This window comes from Variovorax sp. RKNM96 (assembly GCF_017161115.1).
In the GTDB taxonomy this organism is placed as follows: domain Bacteria; phylum Pseudomonadota; class Gammaproteobacteria; order Burkholderiales; family Burkholderiaceae_C; genus Variovorax.
This window is the reverse complement of the sequence record NZ_CP046508.1, coordinates 6703429-6722380: the sequence shown is the minus strand read 5'-3', so window position 1 is coordinate 6722380 and position 18952 is coordinate 6703429. Positions and strand designations below refer to the sequence as shown.

Below are 18952 nucleotides of genomic sequence, written 5' to 3'. Positions count from 1 at the left end.
TGAAGGCGCCAGCCAACTGCCAACTATTACTGGAAAGCGACCTCCGCGAAGCTGCGCAGCTTGCGGCTGTGCAGCCGGGTCGAACCCTCTTCCCGAAGGATGTCGATGGCCCGCATGCCGATGCGCAGGTGCTGCTCCACCCGCTCGCGGTAGAAGTGGTTGGCCATGCCGGGCAGCTTGATCTCGCCGTGCAACGGTTTGTCGCTCACGCACAACAAAGTGCCGTAGGGCACGCGGAAGCGGAAGCCGTTGGCCGCGATGGTCGCGCTCTCCATGTCGAGCGCCACCGCGCGGCTCTGGCTGAAGCGGCGCTGCGGCTGGTTGCCGGGCAGCAACTCCCAGTTGCGGTTGTCGGTACTGGCCACGGTGCCGGTGCGCATGATCTTCTTGAGGTCGGGACCTTCGTAGCGCGTGATGTCGGCCACGGCTTTTTCGAGCGCGAGCTGGATCTCCGACAGCGCCGGAATCGGCACCCACAGCGGCAGCTCCTCGTCGAGCACGTGGTCCTCGCGCACATAGGCATGCGCCAGCACGTAGTCGCCCAGTTGCTGCGTGTTGCGCAGGCCCGCGCAGTGGCCCAGCATCATCCAGGCGTGCGGGCGCAGCACCGCGATGTGGTCGGTGATGGTCTTGGCGTTGGCCGGGCCGACGCCGATGTTGGTCATCGTGATGCCGCTGTAGTCCTCACGCACCAGGTGGTAGGCCGGCATCTGCGGCAGCCGCGGCGGCGCGGTGCCCTGGCTGCCGTCGAGCAGGTGGCCGAAGGTCTCGCTCGCGCCGGCATCGAGCCCGCGACGGCGCGTGATCACGTTGCCGGGCTCGATGAAGGCGATGTATTCGCTGTTCTCGTCGGCCATCGCCTCGTGGCCCAGGCGCACGAACTCGTCGATGTAGAACTGGTAGTTGGTGAACAGCACGAAGTTCTGGAACCACTCGGGCGCAGTGCCGGTGTAGTGGCGCAGGCGGTGCAGCGAGTAATCGACCCGCGCCGCCGTGAAGAGCGACAGCGGCTGCGCCTCGCCGTCGCGCGCCTCGAAGGTGCCGTTGGCGATGCCGTCGTCCATCACGCCCAGGTCGGGCAGGTCGAACACGTCGCGCATCAGTGCGCGGCGGTCGTCGCTCATCGTGCCTTCGATGTGGTCGTTCTCGGCGAACGAGAAGTGGATCGGAATCGGCTGCGTGCTGGTGCCCACCTCGAGCTCGACCTGGTGGTTCTCCAGCAGCAGGCGGAACTGGTCGAGGTAGTAGCGGGAGAACAGGTCGGGCCGCGTCAGGGTGGTCTCGTAGCGGCCCGGGCCGGCGACAAAACCGTAGCTCAGGCCCGCATTGGCCGGCGGCGTGTGGCGCGAGACGGTGTGCGTGTGCACCCGCACGAAGGGGTAGCAGGCCCGCACCCGGCCCGGCAGCGCCTCGCCAGCCACGAAGCGCAGCATCGACTCGCGCAGATGGGACAGGCCGCCCTGGTAGATGGCCTTGACCTGGTCGAGTGCGGCGGCGGCGTCGGTGAAGCGGGCGGGGGCGACGAATGTGGGCATGTAGGGCATGGCGGCATTGTGCAATGCGGCCGTGGCATCCGTCGTCTCCCGAACGTGCTCCTTCTCAGGCCAGGAGGCAGGCCAGCACCTTCGCCAGCATGTCGTTCACGTCGCTCGCCAGCACCGCCCCCGGCAGTTCCACATCCCCATGCATCACGAACACCGGCTTGCCCCATTTGAGTCCGAGCGCCATTTCCGACAGCGTGCCCATGTTGCCGCCGATGGCGACGAGGCACACGCCGCTGCGCGCGACGATCGCGTTGCGCATCTCGCCCATGCCGGTGGGAATGGCCACGCTGAGCCATTCGTTGGCGTTGCGGTCGTCGTCCTCCGGCAGGATGCCCACGGCGATGCCGCCGGCCTCGGTGGCGCCGCGCGAGGCCGCGGCCATCACGCCGCCGCGGCCGCCGCAGACCACCGCCATGCCCGCGCCGGCCAGCGCATGCGCCACCGCGTACGCGGCCTCGCACTCGAGCGGCCCGCCGTCGCCCGGGCCGAGGATGGCCACCGGCTGGCGATGCCGCGCCGGGCCCCATTGCTTTTGCGCAAGGCGCGTCAGCGCCTCAGTGACCGGCGCCGACAGCACCGCGCTCGCGCCTTCGCGTAACGACATCGCCCACTCCCATCACGATCACACACACCACCATCAGCACCAGCGACAAGGCCGCTGGCACCGCGAAATCGGAACCGCCGTCGCCCACCTGCGCGAGCAGCATCAGCGGCAGGATGTTGAGCTGCGTGCCCACCAGCGCCAGCGCCGTGCCGTAGGTGCCCATCGCGATCGCGGCCACCATGCAGGCGTTCGACAGCACCGAGGGCATCACCTCGGGCACCACCGTGTCCCAGAACGCACGTGCCTTCGATGCACCCAGCGTGCGCGCCGCCTGCGCCGGGCGCAGGTCGAGGTTGGCGAACACGGGGTAGAGGGACAGCGCCACGCGCGGAATCAGGTAATAGGCATAGGCGAAGCCCAGGCCCGAGACGCTGTAGATCCAGCTGCCGATCACGGCCGGGTCCGCACCCAGCCCCGCGAGCAACTGCGTCACGAAGCCCGCGCGCCCGAAGGCCAGGATGAAGCCGTACGCGATCACGAGTCCCGAGAACGCGAGCGGCAGGCCCAGCAAAGTCATCATCCATTGGCGCCGATGCTCGGGCTGGCGCGCGAGCTCGATGGCGATGCAGGTGCCCACCAGCGCCGAGATCGCACCCGCCGCGAGCCCGAGGCCCAGTGTGTTGCGCAGCGCACCCAGGAAGAGCGGATTGCCGAACAGCCGCCCGAAGGCGCTGCCGCCCTCGGCAAAGGCCTCGGGCAGCAGCGCCGCGAGCGGCACCGCGAAGAAGAGCGCCATGAAGGCCCACGCGGGCCAGGCGCCGAAGCGTCGCATGGCTGCTTATTTCCCCAGCGCGGCCTGCGCCCAGAGCTTGTCCACGTCGGCCTTGCGCTCCGAGGCCTTCACCACGTCGAGCGGGCGGATCTGCGGCGCCGGCGGCATCTTCGCGGCGACGTCGGCCGAGAGCGGCGTGCCCGGCACCGCAGGCCGCACGAAGCCCTGCGCGAACAGCGTCTGGCCCGCCTCGCTCATGATGAAGTTCAGCCACAGCTTGCCGGCGTTCGGGTTCGGCCCGTTCTTCACCAGGCTGATTGCATACGGCGCGGCCATGCTGGCCTCTTTGGGAATCACGACCTCGACCGCATCGCCCATGCCGTCGACATGCTTGGCCTTGAGGCCATCGTTCTCGTAGCTGATCCACACCGGGATCTCGCCCTTGAGGAACTTGGCATACGGCGTGGTGCCTTCCACGCGCAGCACGTTGCCGGCCGCGTGCAGCTTGCCGAGGTAGTCGGTGCCGGGCTGCACGTTGTCGACACTGCCGCCGTTGGCATAGGCCGCGGCGAAGGTCAGCACCTGGCCGATGCCGGTGGAGCGCGGATCGAGGTACACGACCGTGTTCTTGAACTCGGGCTTGAGCAGGTCGGCCCAGCCGGTGGGCACGTTCTTCACCAGCTTCCTGTTGACCAGGAACGCGATGTTGAGCGTGTGGATGGTGAACCAGCGGCCCTCGGCCTCGCGAAACACCGGTGGCAGCTTGTCGAAGTTGACGGGCTTGAAGGGCGCGACCACATCCTTCTTCGCGGCATCGACGGCGGAGGCGGCGAAGTAGTAAGCGGTGTCGGCCTGCGGGCGGCGCTTGGTCTTCTCCAGCGCGACCACGGTGGCGGCCGAGCCGATGTCGTTGTAGGTCAGCTCGATCTCGGGGTAGCGCTTCTTGAAGTCGCGGAACAGCGATTTCCAGTTGGCCCATTCGGGGCCGGTGTCGAAGGAGACGCACAGGCCTTCCTTCTGCGCCTCGGCGTAGAGCGCCTTCTCGCCCGCGTAGAGCTCGGGGCCGTCGAAGGCGAAAGCGGTGCGGGCCAGCGACAGCACGGGCAGTGCGCCGGCGGCCTGGATCAGATGTCTGCGTTGCATGGTGGCTCCTTGGAGGGCAGGAAGGTTCAGTGGTCGAGTAAGCGGAGGTGCTCGGGCGCGATCGCGATGGCTTTGGCCGCTGGCACGGCCGACTCGGCGAGGAACGGCTTGCCCGCACCCGGCACCTCGAAGTCGTAGCGTGTGAGCGCGCCCAGGTAGCGCTGCGCGCCGGTGCGGCCCGGCAGGCGGTTCACACTGTCGAGCGCCGGATCGGGCTGGATGTGCTCGGGCCGCACCAGCACATGCACCGCGGTGCCGTAGGGCCGGGTGCCGGTCTCGGCGAGGAGTTCGGCAAAGCCCATGTCGAGCCGGCCCGGTGCCGCCACCCTTGCGGGCAGGATCGTCGAGAGCCCGACGAACTCCGCCACCGCGCGGCTCGCGGGCTGCTCGTAGATCGCGCGCGGCGTGGCGATCTGCAGCAGCCGGCCGTCCTTGAGCATCGCCACGCGATCGGCCATCACGAGCGCTTCTTCCTGGTCGTGCGTGACCAGCAGCGTGGTCGCGTTGAAGCGTTGCTGGATCGAGCGGATCTGGTCGCGCAGATGCCCGCGCACGCTGGCGTCCAGTGCCGAGAGCGGCTCGTCGAGCAGCAACGCGCGCGGGTCGATGGCGAGCGCGCGGGCGAGCGCCACGCGCTGCTGCTGGCCGCCCGAGAGCTGGGCGACCGCGCGCCTGGCGTAGTCGCCGAGCCCGACGATGTCGAGCAGGTCCTGCGCGCGCTGGCGGCGCTCGGCCGTGCCCACCTTGCGCAGCTTGAGCCCGTAGGCCACGTTGTCGAGCACGCTCAGGTGCGGGAACAGCGCGTAGCTCTGGAACACCATGCCGATGTGGCGCTGGTGCACCGGCGTGCGCGACATGTCTTCGCCATCGAGCGCGATGCGGCCGGTGTGCCCCGTCTCCAGCCCCGACACCAGCTTGAGCAGCGTTGACTTGCCCGAGCCGCTCGGCCCGATCACCGCCACCAGTTCGCCGGTGCGCACATCGAGCGACACATCGTGCAGGCCGTGCGTGCTGCCGGGGTAGTTGTAGCTGACGTTATCGAGGAGGAGGCTCATGCGCGTTGCTTCACCAAAGAGGAAGAGAGAAGGGCCGACGCGCTCGCCAGCACGAGAAGGATGACGGTCGCCGCGCAGGCAAAACCCGTCGCGCCGTAGAAGGCCTGCAGCAGCACCACCGGGTAGGTGCGGTTCTGGAAGCTCGTGAGCAGGTTCGACAACCCGAACTCGCCCACGGAAATCGCCGCCACCATCACCAGCCCGCTGATCAGGCTCTGCCGCAGGCTCGGCAGCACGATGCCGGTGAACTGCTGCCAGCCCGAGGCGCCGAGCGTGGCGGCCGCCTGTTCGAGCCGGCCGAGGTCCAGGTGACGCAGGTCGGTCAGCAGCGTGTTGGTGAGGTAGGGCAGCGTGAGGATCGCGTGCGCGGCAATCAGCAAAGGCATCGAGCCCAGCCACGGTGCGATGTCGGTGTTGAACACGATCATGTAGCCGAAGGCCAGCGTGATCGTCGGCACCGCGACGGGCGTCGCGCTCACGATGCGCGCCGCGAGGCTGCCGCCGCGTCGCGCGCCGTGGTACAGCGCATAGGCCAGCGGCAGCGCCAGCAGCGTGTTGATCGCGCAGGCGCTCATCGCCACCACGAGGCTGCTCACGAAGGCCTTGCGGAACGAGGTGTCCAGCCACAGGTCGACATACCACTGCCCGGTGATGCCCGTGGGCAGCAGCGTGTTGGTCCAGTTGCCGCCGAAGCTGCCGACGAGCAGCAATGCGATGGGCAGCAGCAGGTACAAGCCGTAGACGAGCGAGATGCCGCGAATCAAGGTGAAGGTCTCCGTGTGACTTGCGCAACCGGCATACTTTCCGGATGCTCTACCTTTTGCGCACGGCGAGCTGCCGCGTTCGAGCGAATTCTAGGAAGCACACGCAACCCCATGGGTGAAACTTGGATGACGATGCTTGAGCAATCGGAAAGTGTTTTTCACAGAACTTTCATCAACCGGAGCCAGGCATGAAGCGCGACTGCCCCACCATCCAGGAGCTGCTGGCCTTCGACGCGGTGGCGCGCCAGCAGAGCATCACGCTCGCGGCGAGCGCTCTGTGCATCACGGTGAGCGCGGTGAGCAAGCAGATCGCGGGGCTCGAGGCCTTTCTCGGCCGCGAGCTGCTGCAGAAGAACGGCCGCGGCGTGCAGCTCACGCCGCAGGGGCGGGTGTACTGGCAGAAGATTTCGGGCGGCCTGCGCGCCATCGAGACCGCGACCTTCGAGGCCCGCTCGGGCGATGCCGGCGCGGGCCTGCTCACGCTCGCGAGCGTGCCCACCTTTCTCACCAAGTGGCTCATTCCGCGCCTGCCGGCCTTCAGCCAGAAGAGCCGCCATGTGATGCTGAGCTTCAGCCGCCACCTGGAGCCGAGCGACGGCATTCCGGCGGGCGTGGATGCCGCGATCCGCTACGGCCCCGACGGCTGGCCGGGTGTGGTGTCCGAATACATCGCGGGGCGCGAGTTCGTGCTGATCGTGGCGCGCGCGCTGGTCGAGGGGCGCCACCGCATCGCGCAGCCGGCCGATATCGTGGGTCACACGCTGCTGCATCACGAAGGCGCGCCCACCGCGTGGCGCGAGTGGGCCGCGCAGCACGGCGTGCCCGAGGTGCAGACGGTGGCCGGGCCGCGCTTTGCGCAGTACTCGGCGCTGATCCAGGCGGCGCTCAACGGCCTGGGCATCGGGCTGGTGCCAAAACTGCTGGTGCAGGAAGAGCTGGCCGAAGGCTCGCTCCTGAGCCCCTGCGGCACGCCGGTGCGCGTGGACCAGGGGCACTACCTCTGCTATCGCCCGGACCGGCTCGACCTGCCGGCCTTCGTGGCGTTTCGCGAATGGCTGATGGACGAAGGGCAGAAATCGCGTGGGCCGGAAGCGTGAAGCGACGGGCTTGGCTAACCTCTGCGCTCAAACGAACAACCAAGGAAACGAATCGATGAAAGTCGCAGTCATGGGCGCCGGCGCAGTCGGCTGCTACTACGGCGCCATGCTGGCGCGCGCGGGCCACGAGGTGGTGCTGATCGGGCGGCCTTCACATGTCGAGGCGGTGAAGTCGAACGGGTTGCGGCTCGAGACGAAGGCCTTCGACGAGCAGGTGCGCCTTGGCGCGAGTACCGAGGCGAGCGCCGTGCAGGGCGCCGACCTCGTGCTGTTCTGCGTGAAGTCCACCGACAGCGAATCCGCCGCCGCGCAGATCAAGCCGCATCTCGCACTCGGCGCGCTGGTGCTCACGCTGCAGAACGGCGTCGACAACGACGAACGCGTGCGCTCGGTGCTGTCCAACGAGGTGGCTGCCGCCGTGGTCTACGTCGCCACGGAGATGGCGGGCCCGGGCCATGTGAAGCATCACGGCCGCGGCGAGCTGGTGATCGCGCCCTCGCGCACCAGCGAGCAGGTCGCGCAGCATCTTGTCGCCGCCAGCGTGCCCACGCAGATTTCCGACAACGTGCGCGGCTCGCTCTGGGCCAAGTTGATCCTGAACTGCGCCTACAACGCGCTGTCGGCGGTGTCGCAACTGCCCTATGGTGAACTCGTGAAGGGCATCGGCGTGGCCGACGTGATCCGCGACGTGGTCACCGAATGCCTCGCCGTCGCGAAAGCCGAAGGCGTCGTCATTCCGGGCGACACCGATGCGGCCATTCGCGGCATCGCGCAGTCGATGCCCTCGCAGTACTCGTCGACCGCGCAAGACCTCGCACGCGGCAAGCTCAGCGAGATCGACCACCTCAACGGCCTGGTCGTGCGCCGCGGCGAGGCGCTCGGCGTGCCCACGCCCGCGAACCGCGTGCTGTTCGTGATGGTGAAGCTGCTCGAAGGCAAGCAGCAGAAGGCCCGTGTCTAGCCGGGCATCGGCTCGCGCATGGTGACGAACTCTTCGGCACCCGTCGGGTGAATGCCGATGGTGCTGTCGAAGATCGCCTTCGTCGCACCCGCGCGCATCGCCACCGCAAAGCCCTGTACGACTTCGCCCGCGTCCGCGCCCACCATGTGCAGGCCCACCACGCGGTCGCTTTTCTTGTCCACCACCAGCTTCATGAAGGTGCGCTCGCTGCGGCCCGAGAGCGTGTGGCGCAGCGACTTGAACTCGCTCGAGAACACCGTGACCTCGCCGAACTTCGCGCGCGCGTCGAGCTCGGTGTAGCCGCAGGTGCCGATGTTCGGATGGGTGAACACGGCCGTCGGGATGAACTCGTAGTCCATGCGGCGCTTGCCCTTGCCGAACAGCTCGTCCACCACCACCATCGCCTCGGCCAGCGCCACCGGCGTGAGCTGCACGCGTGTGGACACATCGCCCACCGCGTAGATCGACGGCACCGAGGTGCGGTAGTGCGCATCGACCGCGATCGCGCCTTTCTCGTCGAGCTTCACGCCCGCCGCCTCGAGGCCGAGACCTTGCGTGTTGGGCACGCGGCCGGTGGCGAAGAGCACGGTGTCGGCTTCGATCTGCTGCCCGCGCGCGAGCGTCACGACCAGGCCGTTCGGACCGCGCGCGATCGACGAGGCTTCGCCGTTCAGCCGCACATCGACACCCGCCTTCCCCATCTCGTTCGCGAAGAACTGCCGCACGTCGTCATCGAAGCCGGTGAGCAGGTGCGCGCGGCGGTGCAGCTGCGTCACCTTGGAACCCAGGCCGTTGAAGATCGATGCGAACTCGCAGGCGATGTAGCCGCCGCCCACCACCAGCAGGCGCTTGGGGAACGGGTCGAGATCGAACATCGCGTCGGATGTCACGATGTGCTCGCGGCCCGGAATGTCCGGCACGAAAGGCGTGCCGCCGGTGGCCACGAGCAGGTGGCGCGCGGTGTGACGCTTGCCGTCGATTTCCACCGTGTGGCCATCGACCAGCTGCGCCCATCCGGTGATCAGCGTGACGCCCGAGTTCTTCAGCAGCGAGGCGTAGATGCCGTTGAGCCGGCCGATTTCCTTCGCGCGCTGCGACTTGAGGTGGGGCCAGTCGAACTGCGGCTCGGCGGACAGCTTCCACCCGTAGCCCGCGGCTTCCTCGAACGATTCGGCATAGCCGGCCGCATAGCTGTAGAGCTTTTTAGGAATGCAGCCCACGTTGACGCAGGTGCCGCCGAGGTCAGCAGCTTCGGCGAGGCCGACGCGGGCGCCCGTTTGTGCCGCCATGCGCGCGGCGCGAACGCCGCCGCTGCCGCCGCCGATGACGAAGAGGTCGAAGTCGAATGTGGGCATGAGAAGAAGCTCCTTTCGGGCGACTGTAGCGGCCGGTCGATGGCAGTGCTGCCGGCGGGACTTGGCACGATGCCGCCCCATCGGAACGCGAGCGAGAATTCGCCCTGCAACGAGAGGGACACTCCATGAAGAACAACAGCACCCAGGATCAAACAGACAAGGCGCCGAATTGGCTATCGGCACTGGCGTTGTGCGCGATGGCCATCGCACCCTTGCCGGCCGACGCGCAACTCGCGCGCAAGCCTTCCTTCTACCAACAGCAGAACCAGCCGCAGCCCGAAGGTCCGGCCGCACAGCTCGTGCCGCGCCCCGCGGTGCCCCCATCGCTGCCGGTGCTGCGCAGCCAAGGCGACTTCGATACGCTGGCACGCGTCTACGACGCCGGCACGCCGATGCAGCTGGCCCATGTGCTCTTCATCGTCGATCGCCAGGCCAAGCCTGTGCGCACTTACTACATCGACACGCCGCGCTACCAGCTGCACGTGCGCTTCGTGCGGGACACCGGCCTCTCGCCGCGCGCGGGCAAACGCGAGATCGACCGCAACTACCTCGTGCCCGACCGCCGCTTCCTGTTCGGCACGCTGAGCTGGCAGCAGAACATCGGCAGCTTCACCTACGAGTTCTGGGAAGGCGACCAGCTCACCGCGCCGCTGCTGAAGCAAGCCGACGCACAAGTGAAGGCGAGCTTCTTCGCGCCCGTGAAGTTCAAGACCAACTCCACGCTGCACGAGCGTGTGGCGAAAGAGGCGGGCATCGATTTCGTGAGCCAGGAGGCGTTGATCCGCGAGCAGCCCTACATGCCGATGAACCTCGGCACCGCGACGGGACGCGTGCGCATCGTGGACGATGCATCGGGCCTCAATGCGCTGTTGCCCGACGACATCGCCGTGCTGCGCCAGGTGCCGATCAACCTGCCGCCCGTGGCCGGCGTGCTGACCGAACGGCCATCGACCGCGCTCTCGCACGTCAACCTGCTGGCCAAGGGCTGGGGCATTCCGAACGCCTATGTGCGTGACGCCGCAACCGTGCTGCGCGAGCACGCGGGCCAGTGGGTGGCGTTGAAGGTTGCGGCCTCGGGCTACCAGTTGCGCCGCCTCACTGCGGAAGAAATCGCGGCGCTCCCACCCCGCACCGTGCGCACCGCGGCCACCGGTGCGGTGCCCGGCAGTGACAGGGCCGTGAAGCCCGATCTGCGCGAGACCCGCCTGCTACCGCTCGCGTCGCTGCGCGCGCGCCACAGCGCGCAGTGCGGCTCCAAGGCCGCCAACCTCGGCGCCGTGCTGGCGGCGCACATTCCATCGACCACCGTGCCCGACGGCTTCTGCATTCCGTTCGCGCACTACGACCGGTTCATGCGAACGAACGGCCTGGCCGATCGCATTGCGCGCATGCAGCAGCAGCCCGGTTTCGCGAGCGATCCGCAACTGCGGCAGAAGGCGCTCGCGCAACTGCGCGACGAGATCGTGAAATGGCCCGTCGACGCCGCCACCGCAGCGGCATGGCGCGCCGCATGGCAGTCGCAACTGGGCGGTGGCGGCGTGTTCGTGCGCAGCTCGTCCAACTCCGAAGACCTGCCCGGCTTCAGCGGCGCGGGGCTCTACACCACGGTGCCCAACGTGAAGACCGGCGATGCGCTCGAGCTCGCGGTCAAGAAGGTCTGGGCCTCGGTGTTCAACCCCGAGGCCTGGGAGGCGCGCAGCGCCGCGGGCTTCGGCGCCGAGTCGGTGCTGATGGGCGTGTTCGTGCAGACCGCCATCGACTCCACCAACGCGGGCGTGATGATCACGCGCGACCCGTTCGATGCGGGCCATCCGCACGTCACCTACATCTCGGCCAAGCGAGGCATCGGCATTCGCGTGGTCGAGGGGCAGCGCGTGGCTGAACAGGTGATGTATTCGAGCTGGTCGAAGGCGATCCAGGTGCTGAGCCGGTCGGCGGAAGAGACGGCGCTGCAGCTGGACAAGGACGGCGGCGTAAAGGAAGTGCCGGTGGAGCAGGGGCGCAATGTGCTGACCGATGAGCTCGTCGTGCGGCTCGCCAATGTGGGCGCGGCCGTGAAGCGCACGTTCAATGCCGTCGATCAGGACATCGAATGGGCGACGGTGGGCGATCGCATCGTGCTGCTGCAGGCACGACCGTATGTGGAGCGGCGGCGCTGACCCCAGCGCACCAGCGCACTAGACCTCCGCGGGAAAGAGCTCGGCCATCGCATGCATCAGCGTCGCCGCGCTCACCGGCTTGAACAGCACCGGTACGCCTGACGCGCGTACCCGCTGCAGCCGGTCGGGCGCGGTTTCGCCGGTGATCAACAGCATCGGGGCGTCGAGCCGGTACCTCTCCCGCAGGCGCAGGCCCACCTCCAGTCCGTCCACGCCGCTCGACAGTCGGTAGTCGCACATCAGCAGCGTGATCGGACGGGCGTGCGCGTCCGGGCGCGTCAACAGCGCCTCGGCCTCGGCCTCGCCGGCCACGGCCGCGACGTCGATGCCGTAGGCGCTCATGAGCTCGGTCATCGCCTCGCGAATCTCTTCCTCGTCGTCGATCAGCAGGATGCGCCCCCGCAGACCCGGTGCCTCGAGGCGAGGGCGCGCCTGCACTTCGAGGTCGCGCAGCCGGAAAGCGCCCGGCGACGCTTCAGACGGCCGCGCGATGGGCACCACGACGCGAAAGCGCGTGCCGCGTCCGGGGAGGGAACGCACCTCGATGCGGTGCTCGAGCAACCGGGAGAGGCGTTTGACAATCGACAGGCCGATGCCCAGGCCCCGGGAGCGGTCGCGCCCGAGGTTGTCGACCTGGTAGAACTCTTCGAAGACGCGGCCCAGCTGTTCCGGCGCAATGCCGATGCCGGTGTCGCGCACCTCGATCCACGCGTCGTCGCCGCGCATCCGCGCGATCACGGTGACGCCGCCGCTCGCGGTGTATTTCAGCGCGTTGTCGACGAGGTTCGAGAGCATGCGGTACAGCAGCTGCGGGTCGCTGTGCACCCACAGGCCGCTGGCGCGCACGCGCAGCTGCAGGTGCTTGCGTTCGGCATGCGCCGAGAAGGTGTGGTGCAGCGGGATCAGCAGGGCATCGAGTTCCAGTGCGCGGGGCGCCGACTGGACCACGCCGGCATCGAGGCGGGAGATGTCGAGCATGGTGTCCAGCGAGGCGCCCAGCGCATCGACCGCGCGCATCATGCGCTCGACGCTCCGGATCTCGGGCCGCTGCTGCAAGGTGTTGCCCAGCGCCGCGCCGAACAGGGCGATGGCATGCATCGGCTGGCGCAGGTCATGGCTTGCGGCGGCCAGGAAGCGGGTCTTCTCGGCGCTTGCGCGCTCGGTCGCTGCCACCTGCTCGCGCAACTGGGCCGCCAGCGCCTCGTTCTCGAACTGCAGGATCAGCGAAGCGGTCAGGCGCCTGTTCTGCTTGACGCCCTCGCGCAGCGTGAGCACCAGGTTGGCGGCACAGAACGCGGCGAGAAACCAGTTCAGCATGCCGCCACACCAGGCCAATGCCACGATGAGCCCGCTCATCATCGGAATGCCGTAGCCGAACATCGCGGCCTTCAGCGGCCAGCGTGCCTGCACGGCGCGGGTCCAGCTGCCCATGACCACGACCGTCACGAAGGTGGTGACCGCCGGGCTCTGGATGAGCACGAGAAAGAGACTGCACGGGGCCGTCACCATGCTCATCAGCGTGATCAGGAGGGTGTACTTGCGCGCCCAGTGGCGGCTTTTTTCCAGGGGCACGTCCGGGGTCCAGCGCGGAGCGAGCAGGGCATACAGGTCCATCAGGACGATCGCCGTGATCAGGCACAGCACCAGCGGGCGATAGACGGGGGCCACGTTGAGGTAGCCGAAGACACCGATCCCGATGGCGAAGCCACCGTGCGCCGCGATGGCCGTCGTGTGTCCCGCATACACCGAGGCCAGGTGCTCGCGCAGCACGCGCATCTCGAGTGCGGTGTCCAGCGCCAGGTACCTCGGCGGCGTCGTGTCGTTCATGCTCTGTTTCCCTGCGGGCGGTCCCGGCCCGCATCATAGGCGGCACCGATGCTCCGGGGGGAAGCGCACAAGGTCTTGCTGCCCGCTCGCCGAGCAGGCTGGACGCAGCGCGGTCCCGTGCCGCCACCTGATGGTGCTATGGGTTCCTTGCGTTCAGCCGTACAGGTACTGCGGCAGCCACAACGTCAACCCCGGCCAGATGTACATGAACACCATGCACAGGATCACGATCAGCATGTACGGCATCATCCCCGCGAATATCTGGTTGATCGTCACATGCGAAGGCGACACCCCTTTCAGATAGAAGGCCGACATCGCCACCGGCGGCGAGAGGAACGCCGCCTGCAGGTTCACGAACACCAGCACGCCGAAGAGCAGCGGATCGATCTGGAAGTGCGCGAGCAGCGGCAGGAAGATGGGCACGAAGATCACGATGATCTCGGTCCACTCCAGCGGCCAGCCGAGGATGAAGATGATCGCCTGCGACAGCAGCAGGAACTGCAGCGGCGACAGGTTCATGCCCAGCACCCACTCCTCGATGATGCGTTGCCCGCCGAGCAGTGCGAACACCGCCGAGAACAGCGCCGATCCCACGAACAGCCAGCACACCATCGAGGTGGTCTTGAGCGTGAGGAAGACCGCCTCCTTGGTCTTCTTGAAGTCCAGCGTGCCGGCCTGCCATGCCATGAGAAACGCCCCGGCCGCGCCGACTGCCGCCGACTCGGTGGCGGTCGTGATGCCGAACAGGATCACGCCCAGCACGATGAGCGTGAGCGTGGCGAGCGGCATCACCGACGACACCAGCATGCGCAGGATCTCGAACTGCTCCGCATCCATGCGCCAGTAGTACCAGCCGAGCAGCGCGAGCGTGAAGAGGCTGGCGAGCAGGAAGCCTGTGTAGAAAGCCTCAGGCACGGCGGCGGTCTTCGGTGCATCGACCGCTTCGCCGAGCTGTTGAAGTCCGCCCTCGGCGGTGGGCGGCGGCGAGGCGGTTTCGCTGCCGGGGGGCTCCTCGACGCCGCCGGGTGGCTCCTGAAGGCCGCTGTCCGATCCGGCTTCCTTCGGCGCGTCGTCGGTCGGCGGTTCGGCGAGGCCTGTGCCGCTTTCGGAGGAAGCAGACGAGGACGCCTCGGGCAGCGGCGCGGCTGTTCCCGCGGTCTTCTGCGTCGCCTGCTGCTCCGTCACCACCGGCGCGTTGTTGTCCTTCTGCGAGTAGATCGTCACGTACCACCACACCGAGCCCAGCGTCGCCGCGGCCAGCGCCAGCGGCACCAGTGCGTTCAGCAGGCTGCGCAGCAGCATCCACCAGGTGATGCGCACGCCTTCGGCCGCACCGCGCAGCGCGCGCGCCGGCGACACCACCGCCGCGAACAGCGCGGGCAGCATGCGCGGCGAGTAGCTGGCCGCGATGTGCGCGACCCATGGCGTGATCGGCGCACGCTGCTTGTCGGGCGGCAGCTTGGGCGCGACCTTCGGCTGCAGCACGGCCCAGCCGATGACGTAGATCAGATACAGGAAGGCGAGGAAGAAGCCCGGGAACATCGCGGCCGCATAGAGCTTGACCACCGACTGCCCGGCGACGGCCGCGTACACGATGATCATCACCGAGGGCGGAATCAAGATGCCCAGCGTGCCGCCGGCCGTGATGACGCCGGCTGCGAGCCGCGTGTCGTAGCCCGCGTTGAGCATCGGCCGCATCGCGATCACGCCCATCAGCACCACCACCGCGCCGACCAGGCCGCTCGCGATGCCCCAGAAGGTGCACACGATCAACGTCGTCACCGCGAGCGAGCCCGGCACGCGGCGGAACGCGAGCTGCACGCTGTGGAACATCTTGTCCACGAGCGCACCGCGCTCCATCACGTAGCCCATCAACACGAAGAGTGGAATGGACAGCAGCGTCTCGTTGGTCATGGCGCCGAAGGCGCGCTGCACCATCAGGTCGAAGACCTTGTTGTCGAGCCAGGGCGAGGCGGGGTCGTAGAAGGCGATGAAGCCGAAGAACATGCCCAGGCCCATCAGCGTGAACGCCGTGGGAAAGCCGAGCATGATCACCACGACGATCAGGCCGAGCATCGAAAGACCGAGTGCAGGTTCGCTCATGCGGCACCTCCGGTCGAATCGCTCTTGCGCTGTTGTGCGGCCTGCTCGATCGCCTTGGCCTTGTCGATCACCTCGCGCTTGTCGGCCTCGTCGACATAGCTGCTGCCGGCGAGCTGCTCGCCGACCACGTCCATCTCTTCCGCGTCCTTCAGGCGCGGCGTCCACACGCCGGTCTTCAGGCACAGCGCGCAGCGCACCATCTCGGCGATGCCCTGCAGCAGCAGCACCGCGCCGGCCACGGGAATGACGAACTTGAAGGGGTAGACCGGGATCGGGTCCGCGTTGAAGGTCTGCTCATGCATCGCGAGCGATTCGCCGAAGTAGGTCCAGCCCGACCAGGTGAGCGCCACCACGCCGGGGAGGAAGAAGACCGCGAACAGCACGAGGTCGAGCGCGGCCTGCGTGCGCGGCTTCATGCTGCCGTAGAAGAAGTCGCCGCGCACATGGCCGGCCTGCGAGAGCGTGTAGGCGCCGCCCATCATGAAGAGCGTGCCGTAGAGCATGTTGTTGGCATCGAAGATCCAGGCGGTGGGCGCGTTGAGTGCATAGCGCTTGAAGACCTCGCCGCACACCAGCAGCATCAGCGCGACGATGAGCCACGAGAAGGTCTTGCCCACGACCATGCTGAACCGGTCGACGGCGTGGAGGAAACGTTGGATGGTCATGTGGGTGTGAAGACAAGGCGCGTCAAAAGAAGATCAGCCACCCGGAGCGTTCCGGATGGCTGATGCGGGCCGGTTCGACCGGTCGCTCAGGCCTTCTTTTTTCCGAAGTAGTGGCTGTAGGCCATCTTGAAATCGACGCCGTAGTCGTTCTGCCACTGCAGCGCACGCTCGGCGAACACGCGCTGCGAATCCAGCACCTTCTTGAAGAGCGGGTTCTCTCCGGCTTTCTTCTCCACGGTCTTGTCCCACGCAGCGAGTTGCGCGCGCAGCACCGCGTCAGGCGTCTTGTAGAACTTGATGCCGGCCTTCTTCATGTCCGCATAGTCCTGCGAGTTGCGCTGCACCGCCTTCCAGCTCATGTCGGCGCTCGCGGCCTGCACCGCGTAGTCGATGATCGAGCGCAGCTCCTGCGACAGCCCGCTGTACTTGCCCTTGTTGAACAGCACCTCGAACTGCTCGCCCGACTGGTGGAAGCTCTGCAGCATGCAGTTCTTCACCACGTCGGGGAAGCCGAGCACGCGGTCGCTCGATGCGTTGTTGAACTCGGCCGCATCGATCAGCCCGCGGTCCAGCGCAGGCACGATTTCTCCGCCGGGCAGCGGGTTCACCGCGGTGCCCATCTCGGTGAACATGTCCACGGCCAGCCCCACGGTGCGGAACTTGAGCCCCTTCATGTCTTCCACCTTGGCCACCGGCTTCTTGAACCAGCCGAGCGGCTGCGTGGGCATCGGGCCGTAGAGGTATGACACCACCTCCATGTTCAGGCTCTTGTAGATCTCCTCGAGCAGCGCCTTGCCGCCGCCGTAGTTGTGCCAGGCCAGCACGGTGTTGGCGTCCATGCCGAAGCCGGGGCCCGAACCCCACAGCGCGAGCGCCGAGTTCTTGCCGTAGTGGTAGGCCACCACGCCATGGCCGCCGTCGAGCGTGCCCTTGTTCACCGCTTCGAGCAGCTGGAACGCGGGCACCACGGCGCCGGAGGGCAGTACCTCGATCTTCAGGCGCCCGCCCGCCATGTCGTTCACCTTCTTGGCGAAGTCGTTGGCGTACTCGTGGAAGATGTCCTTCGCCGGCCAGGTGCTCTGGAAGCGCAAGGATGTGGTCTGGGCCATGCTGACCATCGGCGCCGACATGGCGCCTGCGGCCACGGCGGCACCCTTCAGGAGGTTGCGGCGGCGGGGTGATTTGCTCTCTGTCATGTTGTCTCTCTCCATACAAGTTCTGACTGACCGAAAACCCTGCCCGCCTCTTCGAGTTATGTTTGACAGGCCCAGCCCGATCTTTGGCGCGCGCGAAAACGTGACAAACAGGGTTTTCACGAACTGGTGAAAAATTCCACGATCCGGCGAGGGCACCGGGCCAGGTAAAGACGACCGTCGCCCCTGAAGTAACCCTATTGATTGGAAGGATGCAAAGAGATGACTGAACCCGTTGGTGAAAAGGGCTACGCCGGCGACGTGACGCCCGAGCAGGCCGCAGAGTGGCTCGCGAGCGGCGAGGCCGTGATGGTCGACGTGCGCACCGATGCCGAGCGCGAGTGGGTCGGCTATGTGCCCGGCGCCGTGCCTCTGGCGTGGAAGCAGTGGCCGGGCATGGCGCTGAACCCGGCGTTCGACGATGGCGTGCGTGCTGCGGGTGAAGGCGGCAAGAAGCTGGTGCTGTTGTGCCGCAGCGGTGTGCGCTCCATCGCGGCGGCGAAGCGCGCTACCGAACTGGGGCTGGAGGCTTACAACATCCTCGAAGGCTTCGAAGGGAATCCGGACGAGAGTGGACACCGCGGGCAGATCGGTGGCTGGCGCAAGCGCGGGTTGCCCTGGAAGCAGAACTGAGCCGCGTCGAGTCCCCGGTGTCGCGTTCGCGGCCGAAGCCGAACAATGGAACGATCCGCGTCTAGAAGAGAAAGCGTTTCTCGATGTCGGTGTTCACGGCGGGCTCAGGAGATCGGGTCGATTGGCGCGGAGCCAGGCTTCGGCGCCGGCCAGCAATTGCGCGGCCTGGTCGATGCAGGCTTGCAGCGTGGCGGTGGAAACAGGGTCACCTTCATAGTCGCTCACATTGCGTTGCCGACGCAGTGCATCGAGCACGATGATCCGCGGCTGTGCCACACCCATCGTCAGGCCCAGGCTCTGGATGGCGGTCTGGTGGTGGCCGGGCTGGCTGGTGGACGTGCGGTAGCCGTTGGCCCACAAAGCCAGCATCGCGCATTGCATGATGCATTTGTAGGCCGCATCGAATCGGTTGTCGGTGCTCAGTTGTGCAATATGCGCATCGGCCAGATTTCGTCGCGCGGCCTGAAGCAGTTTGGCGATGCCCGCGGCGTCAGGCTGATGGGCCTGCAGCCGCCCGATCGCCAGCAAGTTCTGCAAGCTCATCGGCTCTTCCCTTCACAAGCAATTTTGGTTTGGCCAGTATGTCGCGCGCAAATGCATCGCCATCGCGCGCGCGCTGCGCAAACTCCTCGGGTGTGTAGAGCACCGTGTTTACTTCACGGCCCAGCGCCGTGTGCAGAGGAAACACCGCCTGTGCCAGCGTCATGAAATCCACGCTGCCCAGCACCAGCAGGTCCACATCGCTGCCCGGCGAGGGCGTGCCGCGCGCCACCGAGCCGAATACCAACGCCAATTGGATCTGCGCATCCAGCGGCGCCAGCGCTTCGCGCACAGCCGGCACCACGCCATGCGTCTTGCGAAACATTGCCGCCAGATCGTCGAACAGAGGGTGACTCGTGTTGGCGTTGTAGCGCACCTGATTACCTTGCTCGCTGCGCAGCAGCAGGCCGGTGCGCGCCAGCTTGTCCACCTCCCGCGCCAGCGTGCCCGCATGGCTGTCGGTCAGGCGCGCAAGCTCCCGCAAATGAAAGGCCGACTGCGGCTGCAGCAGCAGCACTGCCAGCGCGCGCTGCCGCGCGGCGGGGAACAGGAGGTCCATGAGGGAAGAATCGTTGCTCATTGGGCGACGATTGTTGC

The 18952-nt window shown here is 67.2% G+C and carries 17 protein-coding genes; 4 read left to right on the top strand and 13 right to left on the bottom strand.

What is annotated here, in order from left to right; translation table 11 throughout:
* Nucleotides 1–26: 26 nt before the first annotated feature.
* Genes GNX71_RS31380 through GNX71_RS31355 form a run of 6 tightly spaced genes read right to left on the bottom strand, consistent with a single transcriptional unit; the run spans nucleotide 27 to nucleotide 5822 of the window.
* On the bottom strand, nucleotides 27–1544 hold the full coding sequence (locus tag GNX71_RS31380) for an AMP nucleosidase (protein ID WP_206176012.1): 1518 nt from the start codon (nucleotides 1542–1544) through the stop codon (nucleotides 27–29).
* Between the two features lie 55 nt (nucleotides 1545–1599).
* Nucleotides 1600–2148: a TIGR00725 family protein gene (locus GNX71_RS31375; protein ID WP_206176011.1), complete on the bottom strand. Its 549-nt coding sequence runs from the start codon at nucleotides 2146–2148 to the stop codon at nucleotides 1600–1602.
* Nucleotides 2099–2920: an ABC transporter permease subunit gene (locus GNX71_RS31370; protein ID WP_206176010.1), complete on the bottom strand. Its 822-nt coding sequence runs from the start codon at nucleotides 2918–2920 to the stop codon at nucleotides 2099–2101. Before GNX71_RS31370 ends, GNX71_RS31375 begins: the two co-directional genes overlap by 50 nt.
* 6 nt (nucleotides 2921–2926) lie before the next feature.
* A complete protein-coding gene (locus GNX71_RS31365) occupies nucleotides 2927–4003 on the bottom strand; it encodes an extracellular solute-binding protein (RefSeq protein WP_206176009.1) in 1077 nt (358 codons plus the stop codon).
* A gap of 26 nt (nucleotides 4004–4029) precedes the next feature.
* Complete coding sequence (locus GNX71_RS31360; protein ID WP_206176008.1) at nucleotides 4030–5058, bottom strand: ABC transporter ATP-binding protein; 1029 nt, start codon at nucleotides 5056–5058, stop codon at nucleotides 4030–4032.
* A complete protein-coding gene (locus GNX71_RS31355) occupies nucleotides 5055–5822 on the bottom strand; it encodes an ABC transporter permease subunit (protein ID WP_206176007.1) in 768 nt (255 codons plus the stop codon). Before GNX71_RS31355 ends, GNX71_RS31360 begins: the two co-directional genes overlap by 4 nt.
* A 188-nt stretch (nucleotides 5823–6010) precedes the next feature.
* Here GNX71_RS31355 and GNX71_RS31350 point away from each other — a divergent pair, with 188 nt between their 5' ends.
* Nucleotides 6011–6919 (top strand): LysR substrate-binding domain-containing protein, encoded by a 909-nt coding sequence (locus GNX71_RS31350; protein ID WP_206176006.1) that lies wholly within the window; start codon nucleotides 6011–6013, stop codon nucleotides 6917–6919.
* A 55-nt stretch (nucleotides 6920–6974) separates the two neighbouring features.
* A complete protein-coding gene (locus tag GNX71_RS31345) occupies nucleotides 6975–7880 on the top strand; it encodes a 2-dehydropantoate 2-reductase (RefSeq protein WP_206176005.1) in 906 nt (301 codons plus the stop codon).
* On the opposite strand, the gene gorA is transcribed toward GNX71_RS31345, so the two are convergent.
* A complete protein-coding gene (gorA, locus tag GNX71_RS31340) occupies nucleotides 7877–9235 on the bottom strand; it encodes a glutathione-disulfide reductase (protein WP_206176004.1) in 1359 nt (452 codons plus the stop codon). The two genes, GNX71_RS31345 and gorA, sit on opposite strands and share 4 nt — an antisense overlap.
* Before the next feature lie 125 nt (nucleotides 9236–9360).
* Between gorA and GNX71_RS31335 the strand changes: the two genes are divergently transcribed.
* A complete protein-coding gene (locus GNX71_RS31335; RefSeq protein WP_206176003.1) occupies nucleotides 9361–11394 on the top strand; it encodes a PEP/pyruvate-binding domain-containing protein in 2034 nt (677 codons plus the stop codon).
* Nucleotides 11395–11412: 18 nt separating this feature from the next.
* Here the strand turns inward: GNX71_RS31335 and GNX71_RS31330 are convergent, their stop codons facing one another.
* The 4 genes from GNX71_RS31330 to GNX71_RS31315 form a co-directional block, all read right to left on the bottom strand.
* Complete coding sequence (locus GNX71_RS31330; RefSeq protein WP_206176002.1) at nucleotides 11413–13221, bottom strand: hybrid sensor histidine kinase/response regulator; 1809 nt, start codon at nucleotides 13219–13221, stop codon at nucleotides 11413–11415.
* A gap of 153 nt (nucleotides 13222–13374) precedes the next feature.
* Nucleotides 13375–15324, bottom strand: coding sequence for a TRAP transporter large permease subunit (locus GNX71_RS31325; protein WP_206176001.1), 1950 nt, complete (start codon nucleotides 15322–15324; stop codon nucleotides 13375–13377).
* Nucleotides 15321–15989 (bottom strand): TRAP transporter small permease subunit, encoded by a 669-nt coding sequence (locus GNX71_RS31320; RefSeq protein ID WP_206176000.1) that lies wholly within the window; start codon nucleotides 15987–15989, stop codon nucleotides 15321–15323. The genes GNX71_RS31325 and GNX71_RS31320 overlap by 4 nt, the downstream gene beginning before the upstream one ends.
* An 86-nt stretch (nucleotides 15990–16075) precedes the next feature.
* Nucleotides 16076–17185 carry a TRAP transporter substrate-binding protein gene (locus GNX71_RS31315; RefSeq protein ID WP_206175999.1) on the bottom strand — a complete coding sequence of 370 codons (1110 nt, stop codon included), beginning with the start codon at nucleotides 17183–17185 and terminating at the stop codon, nucleotides 16076–16078.
* 219 nt (nucleotides 17186–17404) lie between these two features.
* Here GNX71_RS31315 and GNX71_RS31310 point away from each other — a divergent pair, with 219 nt between their 5' ends.
* Entirely contained in the window at nucleotides 17405–17815 is a 411-nt protein-coding gene (locus GNX71_RS31310; RefSeq protein ID WP_206175998.1) for a rhodanese-like domain-containing protein, read from the top strand.
* A 93-nt stretch (nucleotides 17816–17908) separates the two neighbouring features.
* Here GNX71_RS31310 and GNX71_RS31305 read toward each other — a convergent pair whose 3' ends face one another.
* Both GNX71_RS31305 and GNX71_RS31300 read right to left on the bottom strand, forming a co-directional pair.
* Complete coding sequence (locus tag GNX71_RS31305; RefSeq protein WP_206175997.1) at nucleotides 17909–18358, bottom strand: DNA-binding protein; 450 nt, start codon at nucleotides 18356–18358, stop codon at nucleotides 17909–17911.
* Nucleotides 18306–18935: a nucleotidyltransferase domain-containing protein gene (locus GNX71_RS31300; protein WP_206175996.1), complete on the bottom strand. Its 630-nt coding sequence runs from the start codon at nucleotides 18933–18935 to the stop codon at nucleotides 18306–18308. Before GNX71_RS31300 ends, GNX71_RS31305 begins: the two co-directional genes overlap by 53 nt.
* Nucleotides 18936–18952 lie beyond the last annotated feature (17 nt).